28 protein-coding genes are annotated in these 21,070 nt (G+C 30.5%); 9 read left to right on the top strand and 19 right to left on the bottom strand.

Features of this window, described 5'->3' with window-relative positions; genetic code table 11:
* Nucleotides 1–8 precede the first annotated feature (8 nt).
* Nucleotides 9–1,085 carry a serine hydrolase domain-containing protein gene (locus JAO71_RS14620; protein ID WP_203001524.1) on the top strand — a complete coding sequence of 359 codons (1,077 nt, stop codon included), beginning with the start codon at nucleotides 9–11 and terminating at the stop codon, nucleotides 1,083–1,085.
* Nucleotides 1,086–1,431: 346 nt separating this feature from the next.
* On the opposite strand, the gene ftsY is transcribed toward JAO71_RS14620, so the two are convergent.
* From ftsY to JAO71_RS14580, 8 genes are all read right to left on the bottom strand, one after another.
* Nucleotides 1,432–2,406: a signal recognition particle-docking protein FtsY gene (ftsY, locus tag JAO71_RS14615; protein WP_203001522.1), complete on the bottom strand. Its 975-nt coding sequence runs from the start codon at nucleotides 2,404–2,406 to the stop codon at nucleotides 1,432–1,434.
* A 167-nt stretch (nucleotides 2,407–2,573) separates the two neighbouring features.
* Entirely contained in the window at nucleotides 2,574–2,726 is a 153-nt protein-coding gene (locus JAO71_RS14610) for a DUF4295 domain-containing protein (protein ID WP_082396086.1), read from the bottom strand.
* A gap of 38 nt (nucleotides 2,727–2,764) precedes the next feature.
* Nucleotides 2,765–2,947, bottom strand: a complete 183-nt coding sequence (gene rpmG, locus JAO71_RS14605; RefSeq protein ID WP_028282775.1) for a 50S ribosomal protein L33 — start codon at nucleotides 2,945–2,947, stop codon at nucleotides 2,765–2,767.
* A gap of 29 nt (nucleotides 2,948–2,976) precedes the next feature.
* Nucleotides 2,977–3,213, bottom strand: a complete 237-nt coding sequence (gene rpmB, locus JAO71_RS14600; protein WP_028289506.1) for a 50S ribosomal protein L28 — start codon at nucleotides 3,211–3,213, stop codon at nucleotides 2,977–2,979.
* A gap of 81 nt (nucleotides 3,214–3,294) precedes the next feature.
* On the bottom strand, nucleotides 3,295–4,545 hold the full coding sequence (locus tag JAO71_RS14595; protein ID WP_116823221.1) for a competence/damage-inducible protein A: 1,251 nt from the start codon (nucleotides 4,543–4,545) through the stop codon (nucleotides 3,295–3,297).
* Nucleotides 4,545–4,886, bottom strand: coding sequence for a hypothetical protein (locus tag JAO71_RS14590; RefSeq protein WP_054851543.1), 342 nt, complete (start codon nucleotides 4,884–4,886; stop codon nucleotides 4,545–4,547). Before JAO71_RS14590 ends, JAO71_RS14595 begins: the two co-directional genes overlap by 1 nt.
* Nucleotides 4,887–5,498 carry a fumarylacetoacetate hydrolase family protein gene (locus JAO71_RS14585; RefSeq protein WP_028289503.1) on the bottom strand — a complete coding sequence of 204 codons (612 nt, stop codon included), beginning with the start codon at nucleotides 5,496–5,498 and terminating at the stop codon, nucleotides 4,887–4,889.
* Between the two features lie 56 nt (nucleotides 5,499–5,554).
* A complete protein-coding gene (locus JAO71_RS14580) occupies nucleotides 5,555–6,328 on the bottom strand; it encodes a 3'-5' exonuclease (protein ID WP_116823222.1) in 774 nt (257 codons plus the stop codon).
* A gap of 68 nt (nucleotides 6,329–6,396) precedes the next feature.
* Between JAO71_RS14580 and JAO71_RS14575 the strand changes: the two genes are divergently transcribed.
* The gene (locus tag JAO71_RS14575; RefSeq protein ID WP_116823223.1) at nucleotides 6,397–7,035 is read left to right on the top strand and encodes a glutaredoxin family protein; all 639 of its coding nucleotides are present in this window, start codon (nucleotides 6,397–6,399) and stop codon (nucleotides 7,033–7,035) included.
* A 17-nt stretch (nucleotides 7,036–7,052) separates the two neighbouring features.
* On the opposite strand, the gene JAO71_RS14570 is transcribed toward JAO71_RS14575, so the two are convergent.
* Complete coding sequence (locus tag JAO71_RS14570; RefSeq protein WP_203001520.1) at nucleotides 7,053–7,655, bottom strand: trimeric intracellular cation channel family protein; 603 nt, start codon at nucleotides 7,653–7,655, stop codon at nucleotides 7,053–7,055.
* A gap of 332 nt (nucleotides 7,656–7,987) precedes the next feature.
* On the opposite strand from JAO71_RS14570, the gene JAO71_RS14565 reads away from it, so the two are divergent.
* Nucleotides 7,988–8,446: a DUF2141 domain-containing protein gene (locus JAO71_RS14565; protein WP_203001518.1), complete on the top strand. Its 459-nt coding sequence runs from the start codon at nucleotides 7,988–7,990 to the stop codon at nucleotides 8,444–8,446.
* A 52-nt stretch (nucleotides 8,447–8,498) separates the two neighbouring features.
* Here the strand turns inward: JAO71_RS14565 and JAO71_RS14560 are convergent, their stop codons facing one another.
* Nucleotides 8,499–8,978: a Dps family protein gene (locus JAO71_RS14560; protein WP_028290474.1), complete on the bottom strand. Its 480-nt coding sequence runs from the start codon at nucleotides 8,976–8,978 to the stop codon at nucleotides 8,499–8,501.
* A 104-nt stretch (nucleotides 8,979–9,082) separates the two neighbouring features.
* Between JAO71_RS14560 and JAO71_RS14555 the strand changes: the two genes are divergently transcribed.
* Nucleotides 9,083–10,024, top strand: coding sequence for a LysR substrate-binding domain-containing protein (locus JAO71_RS14555; RefSeq protein ID WP_028290475.1), 942 nt, complete (start codon nucleotides 9,083–9,085; stop codon nucleotides 10,022–10,024).
* A gap of 54 nt (nucleotides 10,025–10,078) precedes the next feature.
* Here the strand turns inward: JAO71_RS14555 and JAO71_RS14550 are convergent, their stop codons facing one another.
* The 7 genes from JAO71_RS14550 to JAO71_RS14520 all read right to left on the bottom strand — a co-directional run bounded on the left by JAO71_RS14550 (nucleotide 10,079) and on the right by JAO71_RS14520 (nucleotide 15,197).
* Nucleotides 10,079–11,065, bottom strand: a complete 987-nt coding sequence (locus tag JAO71_RS14550; RefSeq protein WP_394370874.1) for a transporter family protein — start codon at nucleotides 11,063–11,065, stop codon at nucleotides 10,079–10,081.
* Nucleotides 11,043–12,089, bottom strand: a complete 1,047-nt coding sequence (locus JAO71_RS14545; protein WP_116823225.1) for a cytochrome-c peroxidase — start codon at nucleotides 12,087–12,089, stop codon at nucleotides 11,043–11,045. The genes JAO71_RS14550 and JAO71_RS14545 overlap by 23 nt, the downstream gene beginning before the upstream one ends.
* A gap of 56 nt (nucleotides 12,090–12,145) precedes the next feature.
* Nucleotides 12,146–12,949, bottom strand: coding sequence for an MbnP family protein (locus JAO71_RS14540; RefSeq protein WP_203001514.1), 804 nt, complete (start codon nucleotides 12,947–12,949; stop codon nucleotides 12,146–12,148).
* Between the two features lie 66 nt (nucleotides 12,950–13,015).
* A complete protein-coding gene (locus tag JAO71_RS14535) occupies nucleotides 13,016–13,369 on the bottom strand; it encodes a hypothetical protein (RefSeq protein ID WP_203001512.1) in 354 nt (117 codons plus the stop codon).
* Between the two features lie 136 nt (nucleotides 13,370–13,505).
* Nucleotides 13,506–13,703 carry a hypothetical protein gene (locus JAO71_RS14530; RefSeq protein ID WP_028290479.1) on the bottom strand — a complete coding sequence of 66 codons (198 nt, stop codon included), beginning with the start codon at nucleotides 13,701–13,703 and terminating at the stop codon, nucleotides 13,506–13,508.
* A 147-nt stretch (nucleotides 13,704–13,850) separates the two neighbouring features.
* The gene (locus tag JAO71_RS14525) at nucleotides 13,851–14,681 is read right to left on the bottom strand and encodes a TIGR00266 family protein (protein ID WP_036598879.1); all 831 of its coding nucleotides are present in this window, start codon (nucleotides 14,679–14,681) and stop codon (nucleotides 13,851–13,853) included.
* A 60-nt stretch (nucleotides 14,682–14,741) separates the two neighbouring features.
* Complete coding sequence (locus JAO71_RS14520) at nucleotides 14,742–15,197, bottom strand: DUF4442 domain-containing protein (protein ID WP_116823227.1); 456 nt, start codon at nucleotides 15,195–15,197, stop codon at nucleotides 14,742–14,744.
* Between the two features lie 145 nt (nucleotides 15,198–15,342).
* On the opposite strand from JAO71_RS14520, the gene JAO71_RS14515 reads away from it, so the two are divergent.
* From JAO71_RS14515 to JAO71_RS14500, 4 genes are all read left to right on the top strand, one after another.
* On the top strand, nucleotides 15,343–15,789 hold the full coding sequence (locus tag JAO71_RS14515) for a DUF4870 domain-containing protein (protein WP_028290482.1): 447 nt from the start codon (nucleotides 15,343–15,345) through the stop codon (nucleotides 15,787–15,789).
* A 159-nt stretch (nucleotides 15,790–15,948) separates the two neighbouring features.
* Nucleotides 15,949–16,290: a PadR family transcriptional regulator gene (locus JAO71_RS14510; protein ID WP_028290483.1), complete on the top strand. Its 342-nt coding sequence runs from the start codon at nucleotides 15,949–15,951 to the stop codon at nucleotides 16,288–16,290.
* A complete protein-coding gene (locus JAO71_RS14505) occupies nucleotides 16,287–18,131 on the top strand; it encodes a PspC domain-containing protein (protein ID WP_203001510.1) in 1,845 nt (614 codons plus the stop codon). Before JAO71_RS14510 ends, JAO71_RS14505 begins: the two co-directional genes overlap by 4 nt.
* 188 nt (nucleotides 18,132–18,319) lie before the next feature.
* Nucleotides 18,320–19,144, top strand: coding sequence for a GIN domain-containing protein (locus JAO71_RS14500; RefSeq protein WP_203001508.1), 825 nt, complete (start codon nucleotides 18,320–18,322; stop codon nucleotides 19,142–19,144).
* 69 nt (nucleotides 19,145–19,213) lie between these two features.
* Here the strand turns inward: JAO71_RS14500 and trxB are convergent, their stop codons facing one another.
* Entirely contained in the window at nucleotides 19,214–20,197 is a 984-nt protein-coding gene (gene trxB, locus JAO71_RS14495; protein ID WP_028290486.1) for a thioredoxin-disulfide reductase, read from the bottom strand.
* Between the two features lie 178 nt (nucleotides 20,198–20,375).
* Here trxB and JAO71_RS14490 point away from each other — a divergent pair, with 178 nt between their 5' ends.
* Nucleotides 20,376–20,786: an arsenate reductase family protein gene (locus tag JAO71_RS14490; RefSeq protein ID WP_028290487.1), complete on the top strand. Its 411-nt coding sequence runs from the start codon at nucleotides 20,376–20,378 to the stop codon at nucleotides 20,784–20,786.
* A gap of 2 nt (nucleotides 20,787–20,788) precedes the next feature.
* Here the strand turns inward: JAO71_RS14490 and JAO71_RS14485 are convergent, their stop codons facing one another.
* Entirely contained in the window at nucleotides 20,789–20,947 is a 159-nt protein-coding gene (locus JAO71_RS14485) for a DUF1328 domain-containing protein (RefSeq protein ID WP_028607782.1), read from the bottom strand.
* Nucleotides 20,948–21,070: the final 123 nt, after the last annotated feature.

Here is a 21,070-nt window from a genome sequence, read left to right as displayed (position 1 = left end):
CTAATACTATGAGACTAACCTATTTAACACTTAGTTTACTAATTTTCATGAGTTTAAGTTGCTCTTCTGAAGATGAAACTGTTTTGAATGAAATTGAAGAAACAGAATCTATATATTTTCCACCTTTAAATTCGGAAACTTGGGACACTGTAAGTCCATTAGATTTACAATGGAATACGTCTGCATTGACTGAACTATCAGATTTTTTAAATAGTTCAAACACAAAGTCATTTATAATTTTGCATAAAGGAAAAATAGCTTGGGAAGCTTATTTTAATGATCATACCGAAACTTCAGGATGGTATTGGGCAAGTGCAGGAAAAACATTAACTACAACTGTAACTGGTATTGCTCAAGACCAAGGATTGTTAGATATTAATAATAAAGTATCCGATTATTTAGGCACAGGTTGGACTAACATTACAATTGATAAAGAAAATTTAATTACTTGCACTAATTTATTATCTATGACCTCAGGATTAGATGATACATTAGGCGATAGTGCTGCTCCAGAAAACTTACAATATGTTGCAGACGCTAACAATCGTTGGGCATACCACAATGTATACGTCAAATTACAGGATGTTATTGCTACAGTTAGTAATCAAAGTTGGTCTGATTATTTTGATGAAAACTTAAAAAATAAAATTGGTATGTCAGGTAGTTGGTTTAATCTAGATGACTTAAGCGTGTATTGGAGTAATACACGAAGTATGGCAAGATTTGGGTTAATGACATATGCCAATGGAAAATGGGACAACACACAAATTGTGTCAGAATCTTTTTTAAATGAAGCTACAAACACATCACAAAACATTAATAAATCTTATGGTTATTTATGGTGGTTAAATGGAAAGTCAAGTTTTCATCTACCTCAAACTCAGTTTGAGTTTCCAGGTGAATTAATTCCCAATGGTCCAAGTGATATGTACTGTGCTTTGGGTAAAAATGACCAAAAGATATACATTGTACCTAGTAAAGATTTGGTTATTGTGAGAATGGGAGAAGCAGCTGACGCCTCAAATTTTGCTTTATCAAATTATGACAATGAGCTTTGGGAAAAATTAAATAACGTATTTAATTAATAAATTTATACTCTATAAGGGTTAATACTATATAGTCCATCAAATACAATATTAGGGCAGAAAAAATAGAATAAACAAATTGCAAATATCAAAGTAATTACCACCTTATTAATTGTTTCTTTAAATAGACTTTTCCAACAATACCAAACACAAAACGCAAAAAACGGTATTAAAAATATTAAAGGAAAAAGCGAATAGTAAATTAATTTTTCAGGAATTAATGGACTTTTTGGTTGTAAAAATGAACTTACAGCAAAAACTATATTACTACCAATTGTTACTAATAAATAAAGTATTACAAATACAGTAATGATTCTAAAAATCCGATCAGAATTAAAAGTCATGTTTATTTGAAAAATGAATCTACAAACTCAAATTTGTTAAAGACTTGTAAGTCTTCAATACCTTCTCCAACACCAATATATTTTACAGGAATTTGAAATTGATCACTAATACCAATTACCACTCCACCTTTAGCTGTACCATCTAATTTAGTAACTGCAAGGCTAGTAACCTCTGTTGCAGCAGTAAATTGCTTAGCTTGCTCAAAAGCATTTTGACCTGTACTACCATCTAAAACTAATAATACATCATGTGGTGCATCACCAACAACTTTTTGCATGACACGTTTAACTTTAGTTAACTCATTCATTAAATTAACTTTATTATGTAAACGACCTGCTGTATCAATAATAATAACGTCTGCCTCTTGATTAACACCAGATTGTAAAGCATCAAATGCAACAGAAGCAGGATCACTTCCCATATCTTGACGGACCATTGGTACATCTACACGATCAGCCCAAACCTGTAACTGATCTATAGCTGCTGCTCTAAAAGTATCTGCTGCACCTAGGACAACTTTTAATCCTTGTTTTTTGAATTGGTATGCCAACTTTCCGATTGTTGTAGTTTTACCAACACCATTAACACCTACAACCATTAAAACATATGGGGTTTTGGTTCCATCTGCTTGCTTTGGTAAAACAGGTACTTTATACTCGGTATCTTCACCAGAATTTGTTTCTGACAATAATCCAGCGATTTCTTCTCTTAATATCTTATTTAGCTCGTCAGTACCTAAGTATTTATCTTTAGCTACTCTAGCTTCTATACGATCAATAATTTTTAAGGTTGTATTTACACCAACATCACTAGAGACTAAAACCTCTTCTAGGTTATCTAAAACAGTATCATCTACTTTAGATTTACCAGCAACAGCCTTAGTAAGCTTACCTAAAAAGCTTGTACTTGATTTTTCTAGTCCTTTATCTAGGGTTTCTTTTTTTTCTGAAGAAAATATTTTTTTAAAAAAACTCATCTGTTTTTTATTATTTGGTTTGGTTGATTTATAACAATTATGAAGCCTAATTTTAATTACTGCTACATTGTCATAGTTTTATGAGTGTAAAGAAACGTAATATTTTAAAAACAAAAAAGCCACTTCCTGTAGGAAAGCAGCTTAATAATACTTTTAAGAAGTAAAACTTATTTCTTGTTTAAGAAATCTTTTACTAATTCTGGTGCCATAATAGACTCTACAAACATGTAAGCTCCTGTTTTTGGAGACTTAACCATTTTTATAGCTTTAGATAATCTTTTTGATCCTGTCTGTAATGATGCTACTGATTTTTTTGCCATTTCTGTATATTTTTTATTTCTTTAATAAATAAAGAATATTATTTAATTTCTTTATGAACAGTCATTTTCTTCAAGATAGGATTGAATTTTTTAATTTCCATTCTATCAGGTGTATTCTTTTTGTTCTTCGTTGTAATATAACGAGACGTTCCTGGCTTTCCAGACTCTTTGTGCTCTGTGCACTCTAATATTACTTGTACTCTATTACCTTTCTTTGCCATAATAATTATTATTTTTACCTTTTGGGTAATTATTTTACAAATCCGTTAGCTCTAGCTCTTTTCAAAGCAGCTGAGATACCGATTTTATTAATTGTTTTTAACGCTGATGTAGATATCTTTAAAGTAATCCACTGATCTTCTTCAGGAATATAAAAACGTTTTTTAATTAAATTAGCATCAAATGTACGCTTAGTTCTATTCTTTGCGTGAGACACGTTGTTTCCAACCATTGCCTTCTTTCCTGTAAGTTCACAAACTCTTGACATTACTATATATCTTTAAAATATGTTATTAAAAATCGAGGTGCAAATATACTAATTTTTTACTATCTGACAATATGTTTGTAATTAATTTTCAAAAATTTCTTTTTGAAACAACTCTAATGCTTTATTTACGGTTTTATTTATGACGCGTTCTCTGTGGTTTCCCATACTAAACTCAAAAGCTTGAACCTTGTCTTTTGTAGCTATAGCTATAAAAACAGTACCTACCTCAGCATCACTATCTCCTTTTGTTGGTCCTGCGTTTCCTGTAGTAGCAATTGCAAAATCAGATTTTAATTTTTGTCTAACATTAGTTGCCATAGCTTTTGCAACTTGCTCACTTACTACCGAATACTGATTAATTAATGTTTCAGAAACGTCTAAAACATCAATTTTAGTTTGCGTAGCATAACTAACAACTGCACCTTTATAAAATGCTGATGCACCAGAATGAGATGTAAATTTCTCGGATAATTTTCCTCCTGTACAACTTTCGGCTAAAGCCAAAGTTTTTCCCATTTTAGCTAATTGTTTAGCAATTATAAGTTCTAAACCTTCATTATTATTTTGAAAACCAACAAATATATCTTGAATTAATGGTAAGATTTTTTTAACCTGTATCTCTATATCTTTAGCTAAAACAGCTTCATCTTCACCTTTACCAGATAATCTTAATCTAACTGCTCCTAATGTTGGCAGATAGGCTAACTTTATATGTTTAGGTAATGCGTCTTCAATAGCTTCAATACGTTCTGCAACAACACTTTCACCTAAACCATAAGTTAAAATAGTTTTATGTAAGATAAATGGTCTTTTGTATTTTTCGGCTAAATTTGGTAGGACTTCATTATCAATTAAGGCTTTCATCTCATAAGGCACTCCTGGAAGTGATATAAACGTTTTATTGCCTTTTTCTAACCACATTCCTGGTGCTGTCCCAAAACGATTGTTTAACACTTTAGCCTTAGATGGCACTAATGCTTGTTGTTTATTAAGATCTGAAATGGGCTGATTGATGTATTTTTTAAACAACTGTTCTACATGTTGTAAAACTTGATTGTTTTGTACTAAAACATCATTAAAATACTCGGTTAATGTATGTTTTGTAATATCATCTTTAGTTGGTCCTAAACCTCCTGTAATGATAATAATATCAGCATTTTGTTCTGCTTCAGCAAAAGCTTTAAGCAAGTGCTGCTTTTCATCCTGAATAGAGGTGATTTGATACACAGATACACCAATTGAGTTTAAGGCTTTACCTATAAATGCAGAATTGGTATCTATGATTTGGCCAATAAGTATCTCGTCACCTATTGTAATTATTTCGGCTTGCATTACAATTTAAAATCTTGTATTATTTCTTTAGTTGTTCTATCTACTGCATCTAAAACGATTTGTAGTTTTTCAGAAATATCTTTATCTTTTTGTTCAAACTTACCCCAATCTTGAACTTCAATTAGGTCGTCTAATACACCTAGTTCAAATAAATCCACAGTAGGTTTCATTTTATGAGCAGTTTGATAGGCTAGCAAATAGTTTTCGTTATTTACTGCTATTTCCAACACTTTAGCATCTCCTGGCACTTCCTCTATAAATGTGGAAGCTAAGGCTAATATAAAATCTTGATCATTATCTGCTAACTCTTTAATTCTATGTAATTTGTAATGTTGTTCCATTTATTTTACTGTTATTGAAAATAACTCTTTATCTTCAAGAAATCCTTTTAATTTATCATTGGCAACTACCTTGCCAACTCCAGCTGGTGTTCCTGTAAATATAATGTCTCCAATCTTTAAAGTAAAATATTTTGAGACATATTCTATTAATTCGTCAATTTTCCACAACATTAAATTAGTATTTGCGGTTTGTACCACAGTTTCATTTTTTTCTAACCTAAAATTAAGATTATCAACATGTGCAACTTCAGACTTATCAATCCATTGTCCTACTACTGCTGCTCCATCAAAGGATTTAGCTTTTTCCCAAGGCAAACCTTTGTCTTTTAATTTTTTTTGTAAATCGCGTGCAGTAAAATCTATTCCGACACTTAATTGGTCATAATATTTGTGTGCAAATTTTTTATCAATGTGTTTTCCTAACTTATTAATTTTTACCAAAACTTCTAATTCGTAATGAATTTCGTTTGAAAAATCGGGAATAAAAAATGGTTGTTTTTTTAAAAGTATAGCATTATCAGATTTAATAAACACTACTGGATCTGTAGGTTTTTCGTTTTCTAACTCTTTGATATGGTCTGTGTAATTACGACCTATGCAAATTAATTTCATATACTTATGTATTTAAAACACTGTTTGTAATTATTGATTGAAATATGTAAATCTGGTTAAAACTTATTATTTAAAGCTCTTAACTTAATTGCTGTTAAAACTTTTTTGGTATATAAAGGAAAGTCTGCGTTTAACAACCATCCAAAGTAACCAGGTTCTTTATCTAAAACCTCTGTAACTAGTTTTCCTTTATGTTTCCCAAAAGAAAATACTTCTTGATTTTCTTTGTTAAAGCTAATAAAACCAGCAAAATCTGCAAATCGTCTACGCGAACTAAACTCGGCTAAAAACTTAGTGTCATTTTCAAGCTCGTCATAACGTTCTACTTGTGCTTTTAAAACCTCATAAGTTGCTAAGGTATCAGCTTCGGCTGTATGAGCATTTTCTAAACTTTTGTCACAGTAAAATTTATAAGCTGCACTTAATGTACGTTGTTCCATTTTATGAAAAATAGTTTGTACATCGACAGCAACACGACCTTTCATGTCAAAATCTAAATCTGCACGCAACATTTCTTCTGCTAAAAGCGGAATATCAAATCTATTAGAATTAAATCCTGCTAAATCTGCATCTTTAATCATAGCGTTAATTTCTGGCGCTAATTGTTTAAATGTTGGCTCGTTTGCAACTCTTTCGTCGGTTACTCCATGTATAGCTGATACCTCAGCTGGTATTGGCATTTCTGGATTGACTAACCAAGTTTTACTTTCTTTATTACCATTAGGAAACACTTTTAAGATAGAAATCTCTACAACTCTATCTGAGGTAATGTTAATTCCTGTGGTTTCTAAATCAAAAAAGCAAATTGGTTTTGTTAAGTTTAAAGACATAAATATTATGGTATGGTTTATGCAAATATAATTTTAATCTGTTACTTTTACTTTGTAAACCTCTTAAAATGATAAGAAACCTAACTCTAATACTTATAACATTAGTATCACTAACTGCTTTAGCGCAAAACAATCATAAATATGTAAAGTTATCTGAAAAAATAACTGGTAAACGTTACGAGATTTTTATTGAAAATACAGACTCTATATCCTACGATATTTTTTTAAAAATTGAAACAAACGATTTTAGACGTAGTAGTGAGCGTCCAATTTTACAAACCATAGCCGGAAAAAGCAAGAAGAAAGTTTTAACTATGGTTAAACTTAACGGTAAACCCGGAAAATACACCTACATTTTGGTTGTAAATGAAGTCTCTTATGCATTAGAAGTTTATAATGACTATGAAATAGTAGATTTTAAACTAGACAAAGAAATACATAATAAAAACGTTGTAATTTATACTAAAAATGACTGTTTAATATGTCCTGATGCTAAACACATTTTAACTAAAAACAAAATTAATTACACCGAATATAACTTAGATAAAGACACCACTAATTACAATAAAGTAATTAAAGAATTTAAAGCTATTAAGCCTAAAAGTGATTTTAATAAAATTCCTATTTTGAAGATTGAAAACCAGTTATACAATGACATTGGGTCTTTAGAAGATTTTATAAAATGCTTACGTGAGGCATTTAATTAAAATTTAAATCAACCTAATTAATCCTTATACAAATTAGGCAAACTAATCTTAAATCTTACAGCTATCAATCTAACCGTAATTACAACAGCTCCTGCTATAATAAATACAAAATTAGAGGCTATAGGCAGTTTTATAACCAAAAAATAGGTTACGCCTCCTAGTATACAAGCTGTTGCATAGACTTCTTTCCTAAAAATAACAGGTATCTCATTACATAAAATATCTCTTATAACACCTCCAAAACAAGCACTCATAGTACCTAAAAACACACATATAATGGGATGTAATTCTGCCGAAATCCCTTTTTCTACACCAACAACAGTGTATAAACCAATACCAATGGTATCAAATAATAATAAAGAGGTTCTTAGATAATCTATTTTAGTTCTAAAGATAACAGCAAATATTGTAGATAAAACAACAACATAAATAAAGGTCATATCCTTCATCCAACTTACTGGAGTTTCGCCAATTAAAACATCTCTTAAAGTTCCTCCTCCAACAGCGGTTACAAAAGCAATAATTAATATCCCAAAAGCATCCATACGCTTGTTTAATGCAACCAAAACACCCGAAATGGCAAAAGCAATAGTCCCTAAAATATCAAGTATATAAAACATGTTTTAAAAAAAGGTAAAATTAGTTTTTATAATGTAAACTAAAAACTTAAAGGTTGGTTTTATCCATATTATTTTCATTCTAAAAACTATAACAAAAACGACTTAAACCCTCAAAATAAACACATTAACTTAATAGTTATAATGTTTTTTTAAGTTTCCTATTGATAAAACCAACACAGAAGCAGGAAAACAAAAAAATAGACGTGTAGAAATCATCCCTTTACAATAAAAATACAGTTCAGGTATGTAATAGTACAGTTCAGTAAGTTGTTTTATTATACAAGTAGTAAATGTTGCAAATTTGAAGTGTTAACCAATTAAAACAACACATTATGAAAACGACAACATCTTTTAACCAAACAAAAACAATATTATTAAACGTTATTTTATTTTTTGCACTAAGCCTATCAACAATAGCTCAAACAGAACAAAATAATGAAACTGGACAAACCATAACAGTAACAGTTAACAATGTTAAAAACAATACAGGACAAGTTATATTTGGATTGCATAACAATCAAACTTGGATGAAAACCCAAGGCATACAAAATACCTCAACTAAAATTGAAAACAATATAGCAACGGTTACTTTTAAAAACGTAAAACCTGGCACATATGCAGTTATGGTACTACATGATGAAAACATCAATAACCGTATGGATTTTAAAAACGGTATGCCTTTAGAAAACTACGGAATGACCAATACCCCATTAAGCTATGGACCACCACAATACAGTGATGCTAAGTTTGAAGTCACTAATCAAGATTTGGACTTTAAGGTCAGATTTTAAATAAAAAAAAGAGCAACAATTGTTGCTCTTTTTTTTTAACTATAGTTGTAGTTTATAAACTTTTACCTAACCACGCATTCATCATCCATACTGTTTTTTCTTGCTCAGAAATAAAATCACTCATCATAGAGCTTGTCCCTTCATCATTAGCATCTCCAGCAGCATTTAAAATGTCACGTTCTAATTTTAATAACTCTGTTAACGAAGTTACAATTAAAGCAACAGCGTTGTCATCTACAGATATGTTGTGACCAACTGGTACTTTTGCCAACTTAACGTAATCCTCAAATGTATGCAAAGGTGTTTCCCCTAGAGTTAATACACGCTCTGCAATTTCGTCAACTTTCATATTAGCGTCATTGTATAACTCTTCAAATTTTACATGTAAATCAAAAAAGTTTTTCCCTTTAATATTCCAATGGATTCCTCTTAAATTTTGGTAATAAATCTGAAAATTAGCCAATAACTGATTCAATTGTCCTGCTAATTCTTTGGTCTTTTGGGTATCTAATCCTAATGTATTTAAAGTCATAATATTTGTGTTTTGATTGTTACTCAAATTTACGATTAAATAATCAAGATATTCAATAAGTTTTATTGATAGATGTTATATTTTTATAACCTAAATTTATATCCATGACGATTACTCAATTATCATATGTTTTGGCTGTAGCCGAACACCAAAATTTTACTAAAGCTGCTCAAAAATGTTTTGTAACACAACCAACATTAAGCATGCAAATTCAAAAACTAGAAGATCAATTAGATATTTTAATTTTTGACAGAAGTAAAAAACCAATTGAGCTAACCGAAGTTGGAAAAAAAATAGTGACTCAAGCTAGAAATATTGTAAATGAATCCTACAGAATACAAGATATTGTAGATCAAGAAAAAGGATTTATTGGTGGCGAATTTAAATTAGGTATCATTCCAACAATTATGCCTACTCTTTTACCAATGTTTTTAAACAACTTTGTCAAAAAATACCCAAAAGTTAAACTTAAAATTGAAGAATTAACTACTGAAGAAATTATTGCACGTATCAATGATGGGCACTTAGATGCTGCCATTGCTGCAACACCTTTAGAAAACGAAACAATTAAAGAGCGTGTTTTATATTTTGAACCTTTTGTAGCTTACGTACCAAATAATCACAGATTAAGAGATAACAAAAAATTAAATATTACCGATTTAGATATTGACGATATGCTGTTGCTTGAAGATGGTCATTGCTTTAGAGAAGGTGTTATTAACCTATGTAAAGCATTTAAAAACCATACTGATGATAAGTTTCAGTTAGAAAGCGGAAGTATTGAAACATTAATTAAATTATCTAATGAAGGTTTAGGTATGACATTACTACCTTATTTACACACTTTAGATATAAACGAAAAATCTAAAGCAAACTTACATTATTTTACTGAGCCTTCTCCTGCTAGAGAAGTCAGTCTAATCTATCATAAAAGCGAGCTTAAAATGCAAATCATTGAAGCTTTACAAGATGTAATCTCTGGAGTTATTAGAGGTGCAATTGCGTTTCAAAACGTACAAATTGTAAGTCCTATTTCCAAAAAATAAACATACTGTAAGTAATAAAAAAGGCGACTAAATGGTCGCCTTTTTTTATTACTACTATAATGCAAAATTGACATACAAAGACAATCGTTGTTTGGACTGTACATTTTCACCAAATAAGTTTTGACTTACTGGTAAGGTGTAACTGGCTCCAAAAATAAATTTTTCGATAGCCAACTCTGTACCAATAGACGCATTTAGGATGCTACCATCGGTGTCTTTTAGTGTTTCTCCGTATTGTGTAATAGTATCATATCGATCTCCTGATAATCCAACAAATGGCATAATATTCATTTTTTCTTTAGGTATAGCAGTAAAAAAGTTAACTGCATAACTAAACTGATCTCCAAATTGGTAATCATTCTTGTTTTCTCCTTTTAGGTAATAACTTAATAAAGTGTTGACACCAAAAGTATCACTACCATAATTATATCCTACCGAAAAGATACCATCTACACTTCCTGTTCCCACTTGAAAACCAGGATTAATATTATCTGTTAAACGTTGTTCAAACTCGCCTGTTGGTAGCTTAACACCTAAACCAAACTGTAAACTGTGTCCTGAAGCTATTTTTTCGCCTGAAAAATTAATAACAGTTTCGTCTTCTTTTTTATAAAACACATGTTTGTACCAACCTATAATATTAGCATCTCCTATTCCGTTTAAGTTTTCTTTTATATTGTTAAAATCTCTAGTAAGATCCTGATAAGGTAAACTAGCGGTAACATAAAACGAATCGTTAATAGGTATTTGAGCCCAAACTTGATAAGTATTAAAGGTTTCTTTACTTAATGGCGAATCTTCAAAAATTCCATTTCTTGATTCAAAATTTTGATAAATATAACGTACTCCAACAAAGTTAGCATTGCTTAGCGTTCCAAACCCAAAGCTTCCGCTACTGGTAGAACATCCACAAAGATCACACAACACTTGTAATGGTTGATGTGTTGTACAGGGACTTTTCAAGCTATGTGCTTCCGCTTTAGCGAAACCTAAAAACAGCACAATTAGTAGTATTTGTTTAAAATTCGGCAAAACGTTCATCTTCTAAAAATTGAGTATCGGTTAATGTTTTTAAAAAGGCTATTAAGCTTTCTTTTTCGTAGTCCGATAATGTAATTCCGTAAGTTCCGTCAGGTCTTAATAACTCTGGATCTACGTTACCATTATCTACTGCATTTGTATCATAAAAATTTAAAACAGCGTCTAGTGTAGAGAAACGTCCATCATGCATGTATGGATAAGACACCTCAACGTTACGCAAACTTGGGACTCTAAACTTATATAAATCATCAGGATTTTCTAACACGTTGTAACGTCCTTTATCATCTAATTGTGGGTTTACAGGTAAACCATTATTTCTAAAAGTTTGATCTGTAAACAAATCTGTTGCGTGACAAGTACTACATTTATTCTGGAAGGTATTTAATCCATCTAATTCTGTTGCGGTTAATGTTACATCATCTTCTTCTCTTACATATTTATCGTATTTTGAGTTGGAAGATACCATCATTAACATAAACTGAGATAATGCTTTTAGCATGTTTTCAGAGTTAACTTCACCATCATCAAAGGCTATACCAAATTGTTCTTGATAATAACTATCGGCTTGTAATTTGCTAATAACATTACTTAATGTTTCATTCATTTCTACCTCACTAGTTAGCGGTATTATTGGCTGTAAATCTAGATGTGTAGAGGCTCCATCCCACATAAACGAGGTTTGATAGGCTAAATTTTGGATGGGTTGTGCATTTCTTAAACCAACAGCTCCATTTACACCATGACTTAATGTGTGTCCATGATGTGTAAATGCAAATGCTTGCTCATGACAAAAAGCACAAGGTATTGCTCCATTAGATGATAGTTTACCATCGTAAAATAACGTTTTACCTAACTCAAATCCTGCGTCTGTAATTGGATTATTATCTAAATTGTAGGCTAAGTCCGGAAAATTAGTCGGCAATTCCATTTGTAAGGGTATTGGCACATACTTTTCTTGTGATGAGTTATCAGAACAGGAAAAAAAAGTAACCAACCCTAAAATTAAAAGGCTTACTTTTTTCATTTTAATAAAATTTAATACACCATTATAAAATTTACAATGGTGTATTATTATTAGTTTTAATCGTTGTGTACGTGGTGTACTTCAAACATTGAAGAGATATTTGTTGCAATAATACCTGTAGTAAGCTCGTCGGTATGCACTTGATTATATCCATCTGCAAAATTTACTGATACAGTACCATCAAATACCTTAGCAATATCTGCTTTTATGTGTACTTCTGGAGATTTATCTGTTCTTACCAAAACAGTATTAGGAAAATCTAAAGTTACTTCTTTATAATTATCTAAAGAGGTACCTACACTTCCCATGTGTATGTTTAATGGCTCATCAATAACAGTACTAGTTGTGTAAGTTCCGTCTAATCTAATAAACTTATAACCAGTAGCCCAACTCCACATCATACCTTTTTCGTCTGCTAAGTCTAAAAAGTCACCTTGTCCTTCTGCTCCTAACGCAAAACGTTCTTGATCTATACCTACACCAAAGGTTACAGACACGTAATCTGCTGCATCTACATTATCTAAAGTGATGTAAATTTCGCCTGCATTATTACCATCTTCTTCATCAACAATAAATACGTTATCTTCAGTTGGATACATAAATACATCTCCATTACTATCTGTAAATCTTACATTACTAATAATGTATTTTACATTATCTAACTTAAAAGATTCTGAATTTGATTTATTGTAAGACGTAGAGAATAAAAAATCTTGATCTCCTACTCCATTATCATATTTTAATGTTAATGATCCTGTTTGTCCTGATAAATCTTCAGTTGATGTTGCGTCATCGTCTGATGAACATGCTGATATTACTGCACACGCTAATAGTGCAAATGTGTATTTTAATAATTTCATTTGTATAATTTTTATTTTAAATAGTAAGTTATTAAGCCTTATTAGGCTTAGGTCGATAAATAAAAATTAAGCAATTGGAGGTTTAAAATGAACATAATCAAAGTCAAAAGAATAACTCTGATTGTAAGCAACGTTTACAAGATTGTCTAAGTCTGTTAACAATACTTGTTGTTGGTCATAATTATAAGTTGTATAAAATACTGGAAAAAAAGACTCTGCTAAAGAGGTTATTCCTTCAGAATTTATGCTATCTGCAGTTGCAGATTGAAGTTGTTTAGCTAAATGACACTTACCGTTACAGGCTAATTTTGGTTTTTCTTTATTAACGCAATAAGTATCTACAATGTAATCTATGTTTAACTGAAAATAAGCCACATAACCAACGTAATACATTGGACGTATAGCAAATGATAAAAACAATAATATTGTAAATAGCTTTTTCAGAAAAATAAAATTTTGGCAAAGTTACATTATTAAGACGTCTTTTTTTAATTAATCTTGTGCATTAACACAAAAAAAGCGACCTAATAGGTCGCTTTTTTAAAATTTTATTTTTTTAAGGGTTTAAATAAATTAAACACTGGTCTAGTTTTGGGTTTTGCTGTACTAAAGACTGTATGTAAACTTTAAGTTCTTCTACCTCATATGGTAAAAGGCGTTCTAGGGCTTTTTGTACTTCTTTGCAAAACAACGTAGTGTCAAAACTAACCTTTTGTAGTACAGTTTTAGTGTACTCAAACATTGCTCTTGCCATAATTAATTATTGGATTTGGTTAAATTAAAGTAGTGTTATACTATAGGCAAACAGTTTAAAAGTTTCGATTAAAGGTAATGAAAAAATATTATTCAAAACTTACTGACTTCAAATTTTAACAGTTAAAACAAAGTTAAAACAGTAAAATCAGAACCTATTATCACCATCTAACAAATCTCCTAAACCTCCTAAAATACTACCTTCGCCTTTACTTTTACCACCACTTGGTACGCTTTGTAAAACACGTCCTGCCAATCTACTAAATGGTAAAGATTGTATATAAACAACACCTGGACCTTCAAGCTTGGCAAAAAACAAACCTTCACCTCCAAAAACAGTGTTTTTAATACCACCAACAAACTCTATATCATAATTTACATCTTGTGTAAATCCAACAATACATCCTGTATCTACTCTTAATGTTTCGCCTGGTTTTAAAACTTTTCTAGCCAAAGTTCCACCTGCATGTACAAATGTTAATCCATCACCTTCTAATTTTTGCATGATAAAACCTTCACCTCCAAACAATCCACGACCAAGTTTTTTACTAAACTCAACACCTACACTTACGCCTTTAGCTGCACATAAAAAAGCATCTTTTTGGCAAATAAATTTACCGTTGTACTCTAACAAATCAATTGCTACAATTTTTCCTGGATAGGGAGAAGCAAAACTAACCTTACGTTTTCCGGTAAGATTGTTGTAAAAAGCAGTCATAAAAAGACTTTCTCCTGTTAAAAGACGTTTTCCAGCACCGAAAACTTTTCCTAAAAAACCTGTGTCTTTTTGAGATCCATCACCAAATATAGTTTCCATTTTAATGCCATCGTCCATCATCATAAAGCTACCTGCTTCAGCTATAACACCTTCTTCTGGATCTAATTCGATTTCTACATATTGCATTTCTTCACCAAAGATTTCAAAATCAATCTCGTGTGCATTTAAGTTATTGTTTGGTATTTGGTCTTTTTGATACATATTATTAAGGTTTTAATTTATTTATATGTTGCAAAGGATTCTGTTTTGTTACAAAATCTATTAGTTTTTAACTTTTATAGACCATTCAAAATTAAAAGTAGATACTACTACTCCATCTTTATTGGTACCTATAGATTGCATCCAAAAGGCTTGACCTTCTCCTGTTTTTATAGCTTCAGCTAAAGCTGCATCTACTTTAGCTCCATCATTACAGACAAACGTAATTTTTCCTGTAGCCTTTTTTGTAAATGTGGCGTTATTACTAGTTACAAGCATGGATACTTTTTTACCAGAATTTTTAATTTTCGTGATCATTATAGCTCCAGTTGAAAACTCTGCTGCCATACCTTGAACAGCCCAAAACATAGATTTAAATGGGTTTTGATTAATCCATTTATGTTTTACTGTCGTTATACATTGTGCTTCGTTTAATACTTTAGTACGTACACCACACAAGAAAGCAGATGGTAACTTAAACATTGTAAAAGTATTGAGTTTACTAGGAGTCATCTTCATTATATAAAATATTTTTCAGCTAAATTATTGAAAATAATTGAATTACCAACATGTTAAAAAAATGTTAATTTTTAGTACTTTGTATTGCATAATACCTTTTTAAAGATATATATTTGCATAAGAAACTATTATATACTTTTAAATCATGGTAACTAATCACCACAAAAACATCGCTACTTTTATACATTTATCCACCTTTGCTAGGTTTATATTTCCGTTTGGAAACATTATTGCGCCTTTAGTTTTATGGATAACTAATAAAGAAAAGTCTGATTTTGTAGATACACATGGTAAACAAGCTATTAATTTTCAGTTTAGTATTTTATTATACGTATTAATAATTGGCACATTATGCATCCCTTTTTTTGCTTTTAGCTTATTTAATCATTTAGACATTTTAGACTTTAATTATTTTAGTGACATTAGCATTAAAATAAACAGTCCGTCGCCATTATTTTATATCTGCGGTACATTTTCACTTTTAGCCATATTAGGATTTATATTAGAAATTGTATTTATTATTAATGCCAGTTTAAAAGCCAAAGATGGAGAGGATTACAATTATCCTTTTACCATTAATTTTATCAAATAATCATCATCATCAATCAATCAAATCATCAAAAAAACGAACAGTTAATTATGAAATCAATTACACAATTATGACAGTAACATCATCACATACTTTATTAATATATACTGATGTCTATGATGCAAAATGCATAAGACTTGTAACAAACATTAGAAAAGACTTATGAAAATAGAAAATACTAAAGCACAAATGCGCAAAGGTGTTCTTGAATACTGCATTTTGTCTGTATTAAAAGACGAAGATGCTTATGTTGCCGAAATTTTAGGCACATTAAAAGACGCCAAACTGCTGGTTGTTGAAGGCACAATATATCCTTTATTAACACGACTTAAAAACGCAGGATTACTTAGCTATCGTTGGGAAGAGTCTACTTCTGGACCACCACGTAAATATTATGGACTAACAGAAACAGGTCAACTTTTTTTAAAAGAATTAACCACGACTTGGGACGAATTACAAAATGCAGTTAATATAGTAACATCAATTAAATCAACTAAAAAATGAATAAAACAGTCAACATAAATTTAGCAGGTATATTTTTTCATATAGATGAAGATGCATACTTAAAATTACAACGCTATCTTGAGGCTATAAAACGTTCATTTACTGACTCTCAAGGTCGTTCTGAAATTATTGCTGATATAGAAATTAGAATAGCAGAATTGTTTTCTGAACGCATGAAAACAGATCGTCAAGTTATTGGAAACAAAGAAGTAGACCAGGTTATTACCATTATGGGACAACCTGAAGATTACCTTGTTGATGACGAGATATTTGAAGACGAACCTAAAACCAAAACCTCTAGATCTAAATCATCCAACAGTAACTCTAAAAAATTATTTAGAGATACTGACAATAGTTATGTTGGTGGTGTAGCCTCTGGATTATCTTACTACTTTAATATTGATGTTGTTTGGATCAGATTAATTTGGGTATTACTAATTTTTGGAGCTGGAACAGGTGTATTTTTATATATCTTATTATGGATATTTATTCCTGAAGCAACTTCTACTTCTGACAAGATAACCATGACAGGAGAAGAAGTCACGATTACAAACATTGAAAAAAAAATTAGAGACGGATTTGACAGCGTTTCTGAAAACGTAAAAAACATAGACTTTCAGAAACATGCAGACAAGTTTAAAGAAGGTTTTGACCAAGCTTCAGATAGTATATCAGACTCGGTTAAACGTATAGATACCAATAAAATAAAATCTAGTAGCAAATCATTTTTTGGAAGTTTAGGTCAAGTATTTTCATCTGTATTTAAAGTGTTTTCAAAATTTATTGGTGTCGCGCTGGTTGTATCTTGCGTCGCAGGAATTATAGCGCTTTTAATTGGTTTAATTTTCGGAACCTTCTTTGAAGCCGACTTAAGATTTTTTGATACTAATTTTGTAAATGGATATAACACTGAAGCTGGTCCTTTTTGGATGTTTCCGGTATTAATTTTTATTGTTAGCGTTATTCCAATTATCTTTTTTATTTACTTAGGATTAAAAATCTTGGTAAACAACCTAAAACCAATGGGTAATGTTGCCAAATATAGCCTAATTGGATTTTGGATATTAGCTGTAATTGGCTTAGCTGTAATTAGCGCCAGACAAGGTTTAAGCTATAAAGAAGAAGCTGCAGTAGTTAAAACAACACCTTTCACTTCAATTAAAGCTAACGACACTTTAGTAGTTAGCATGAATTACAACGACAGTTTTGCTGATCGTTTTAGACGTGATTATGGCTTACAAAAAGCACATGATGATAATGGTAATCCAATAATTTTCTCGCAAGGCATCAGACTAATAGTAAAATCTACTAAAGACAGTGTTGCTAAACTGAGAGTGGATAAATCGGCTAGAGGTACAAATTATAATATTGCTAAAGACAGAGCAAGAAATATACAATATAACTACAGATTAACTAACAATAATTTGGTTTTAAATAATCATTTTACAGTCCCTAACGATGCAATATCAAGAGATCAAGAAGTTGAACTAACATTAATTTTACCTGAAGGAACAATTTTATATGCAGAAGAAAGCACTTACAATTACCACAGAAACAATACACATTATTACAATGATATTTTAAACAACGGAATGGAAGAACACTATTTGTTAGTTAAACGCTCAAAATTGTTATGCCTAGATTGTGATAACCAAAACAATGATGTAAACCATCAACAAATTAACACTAAACCTTTAATTAATAAAAATAACAGCAATGATGTTAATAAACCTGAAAACACAGAAACTATAATTGAAAGCGAAGGTACTGAAGTTAGTACCGAAAATATTAATGTAATTATTGACAATAAAAACGGAATTAACATCACACCAAAAGACTAATAATCAATCATCAATCAAAAACCAAACGTTATGATTACTGTAATCGAGTACATAGTAACAACCCTAGTGTCTATATTTTTATGATACACATTTAAAAACCAACCAAAAAAAACCATCTCACTTTTTCCTTAACAAAAAGTTTGGGATGGTTTTTGATTATATTTGTACACAAAAAAAATTACAGATAAATGACAAAACGCTTACTTACACTAATTTTTACATTCATAACTATTACAGCTTTTGCTCAAAAAAAGGAAAAAGTAAAAGGTAGTCGTGTATTAATCAAAGTTACAACCCCTTTACATAGTTTTAAACGCTTAGTTTTAAACGAAGATTTTGAAGTTAACTTAGTTAGATCTGACTCTACTAAAATAGAAATCACTACAGACGAAAATCTGCACGAATACATTAAAATTATATCTCAAGACAGTACTTTAAGCCTTAAAACTACAGCTAGACTTCAAGAAAAAAGATTAGATATAACTATATATTATAATGATTTTTTGAATACCATCGAGTTAAATGAAGATGCAGAAATCCTTTCTAAAACAAGTTTAAAATTTAAAGATTTAACCTTGACAACCACTTCTAGTTCTGAAGCTTATTTAACTATAGAAAGTGATTTGTTTAAACTAATTAATAATGATAAAGCTAAAGCTGAATTAAATATAACTGCACAATCTGCAACTTTGGAGTTAAACGGAAGCAGTAAAGTCGAAGCTTTAATAAACGCGTCCAAAATTGTTGTAGATATGCTAGAAAGTGCTAATGCAAAAATTGAAGGTGATACAAAAAACTTAATACTTAACATAGATAACTCTTCAGATTTTACAGGAGAAAATCTAACAGCTAAAAACACTAATCTGACTACTGCTAACAGAGCTGAAGTTAGCGTTCAAACAACTTCAGAATTAGTTATTAATGCTTCAGGATCTTCAATTATAGAAACTTTTGGAAGTCCAAAAATTATAATTGAATCTTTTGAAGATAATGCAATCTTAAAAAAGAAATAATTATAATAATACCAATAAAAAAACCGAAGCATTTAGCTTCGGTTTTTTTATGATTAAGTTTTTAAAACTTTAGTTATAATTTGAAGTACTTACTTCAAAGTTAGCATCTTTAGCAGCCAAATAACGCTCTGCATCTAAAGCAGCCATACATCCTGTTCCAGCAGCTGTAATAGCTTGTCTATAAACATGATCTGCAGCATCACCACTTACAAAAACACCATCAACATTAGTTTTTGAAGTTCCTGGTTTAGCATTAATAATGTAACCTGTTTCATCTAAATCTATAAAGCCTTTAAAAATATCTGTATTAGGCTTGTGTCCAATAGCAACAAAAAATCCAGTAGCTGGTATTAAATGTTGATCATTAGTTTGATTGTTTTTTACTTGTACACCAGTTACAACTTGACCATCACCAATAACCTCTTCTGTTTCAGTATTAAATAATATCTCAATATTTTCAGTGTTTTTAACACGTTCTGCCATAATTTTTGAAGCTCTAAACTCGTCACGACGTACCAACATTGTAACTTTAGAACATAGTTTTGATAGGTAATGAGCCTCTTCACAAGCACTATCTCCTGCTCCAACAATTACAACTTCTTGATTACGATAGAAAAATCCATCACATACTGCACAAGCAGATACTCCACCACCAAGATTTAAATATTTTTGCTCTGAGTCAAGTCCTAAGTATTTAGCACTAGCTCCTGTAGAGATAATTACAGTATCACAGTGTATTTCTTTCTCATCATTGACCCACACTTTATGTACATCTCCAGAAAAATCCACTTTAGTAATCCAACCATTTCTAATATCAGCCTCAAAACGTTCTGCTTGTTTTTGAAGTTCCATCATCATTTCAGGACCAGTAATTCCGTCAGGATATCCAGGGAAATTTTCAACCTCATTGGTTGTTGTTAATTGCCCTCCTGGTTGAGCGCCTTGATATAAAACAGGACTCATATTAGCTCTAGCTGCATAGATTGCTGCTGTATAACCAGCAGGACCTGAACCTATTATTAAGCATTTTACTCTTTCTATTGTGTCTGACATAATTTTATCATTTTATCTGTTACAAAAGTAGAATTTTTAAAAGAAAACTTACACTACAATTATTAAAAGTTATTATTTAATCATAAACAGTTCTTATACTGTAATTTTTGATTTTTTTTTAAGAAAATTATAATTCAAATATTATAACTTAACCCTTAAATACAAACAAAACTAAATCATGGGAATTATAGCCACCAATAACAACAAAACAACTTTTTATTACAACTCTAACAGCAACTTAGACAAACAAACTTTAGCATATGTTACAGATAGCTTGAAAAAGCTTTCAACTATAGATTTTTCTAAAACAAAAGTTGCAGATACACAATGGATTGAAATTTGTGATAAATTAAATATATCTGTTGCAGATTTGGTAAACAAACAGCATCCAGATTACACAAATAATTATAATTCTGATAATAATTTAAATAATGAAGATTGGCTTAAAGTAATACAAAAAAGTCCTCAAGTCGTTGCCTTTTCTATATTAGTTATTGGTGATAAATTTTATAAAATTGAAAATCCCTCTGAAGCTAGACAATATCTAGAAGGAAGCTCGAACATTATTGACGATAAAAAACACATATAAGTTTAATATTCGTTTATCGTTTTATATAATCTTGCTAAAAATAAGGCTATAAAAATAAAGAAGCATAACTTAGCTATAATAGCTAAGTTACCTGCAATATGCCCAAATCCCAACACAGCAGATATAAACGCAAATGTTATAAAAAAAATAGTCCAACGCATGTTTAATTATATTTAGTTTTACAAATATAAAACCTAAAAAAGACTGTATAACATTGTTTAACACGCATTTACAAAGACTTTAACTGCACTTAACAGTAATATCAAATTTTTAAGAAGTCATTA

The sequence above is a fragment of the Olleya sediminilitoris genome (assembly GCF_016785945.1).
In the GTDB taxonomy this organism is placed as follows: Bacteria; Bacteroidota; Bacteroidia; order Flavobacteriales; family Flavobacteriaceae; genus Olleya; species Olleya sediminilitoris.
This window is presented reverse-complemented; position numbering and strand designations above follow the sequence as displayed.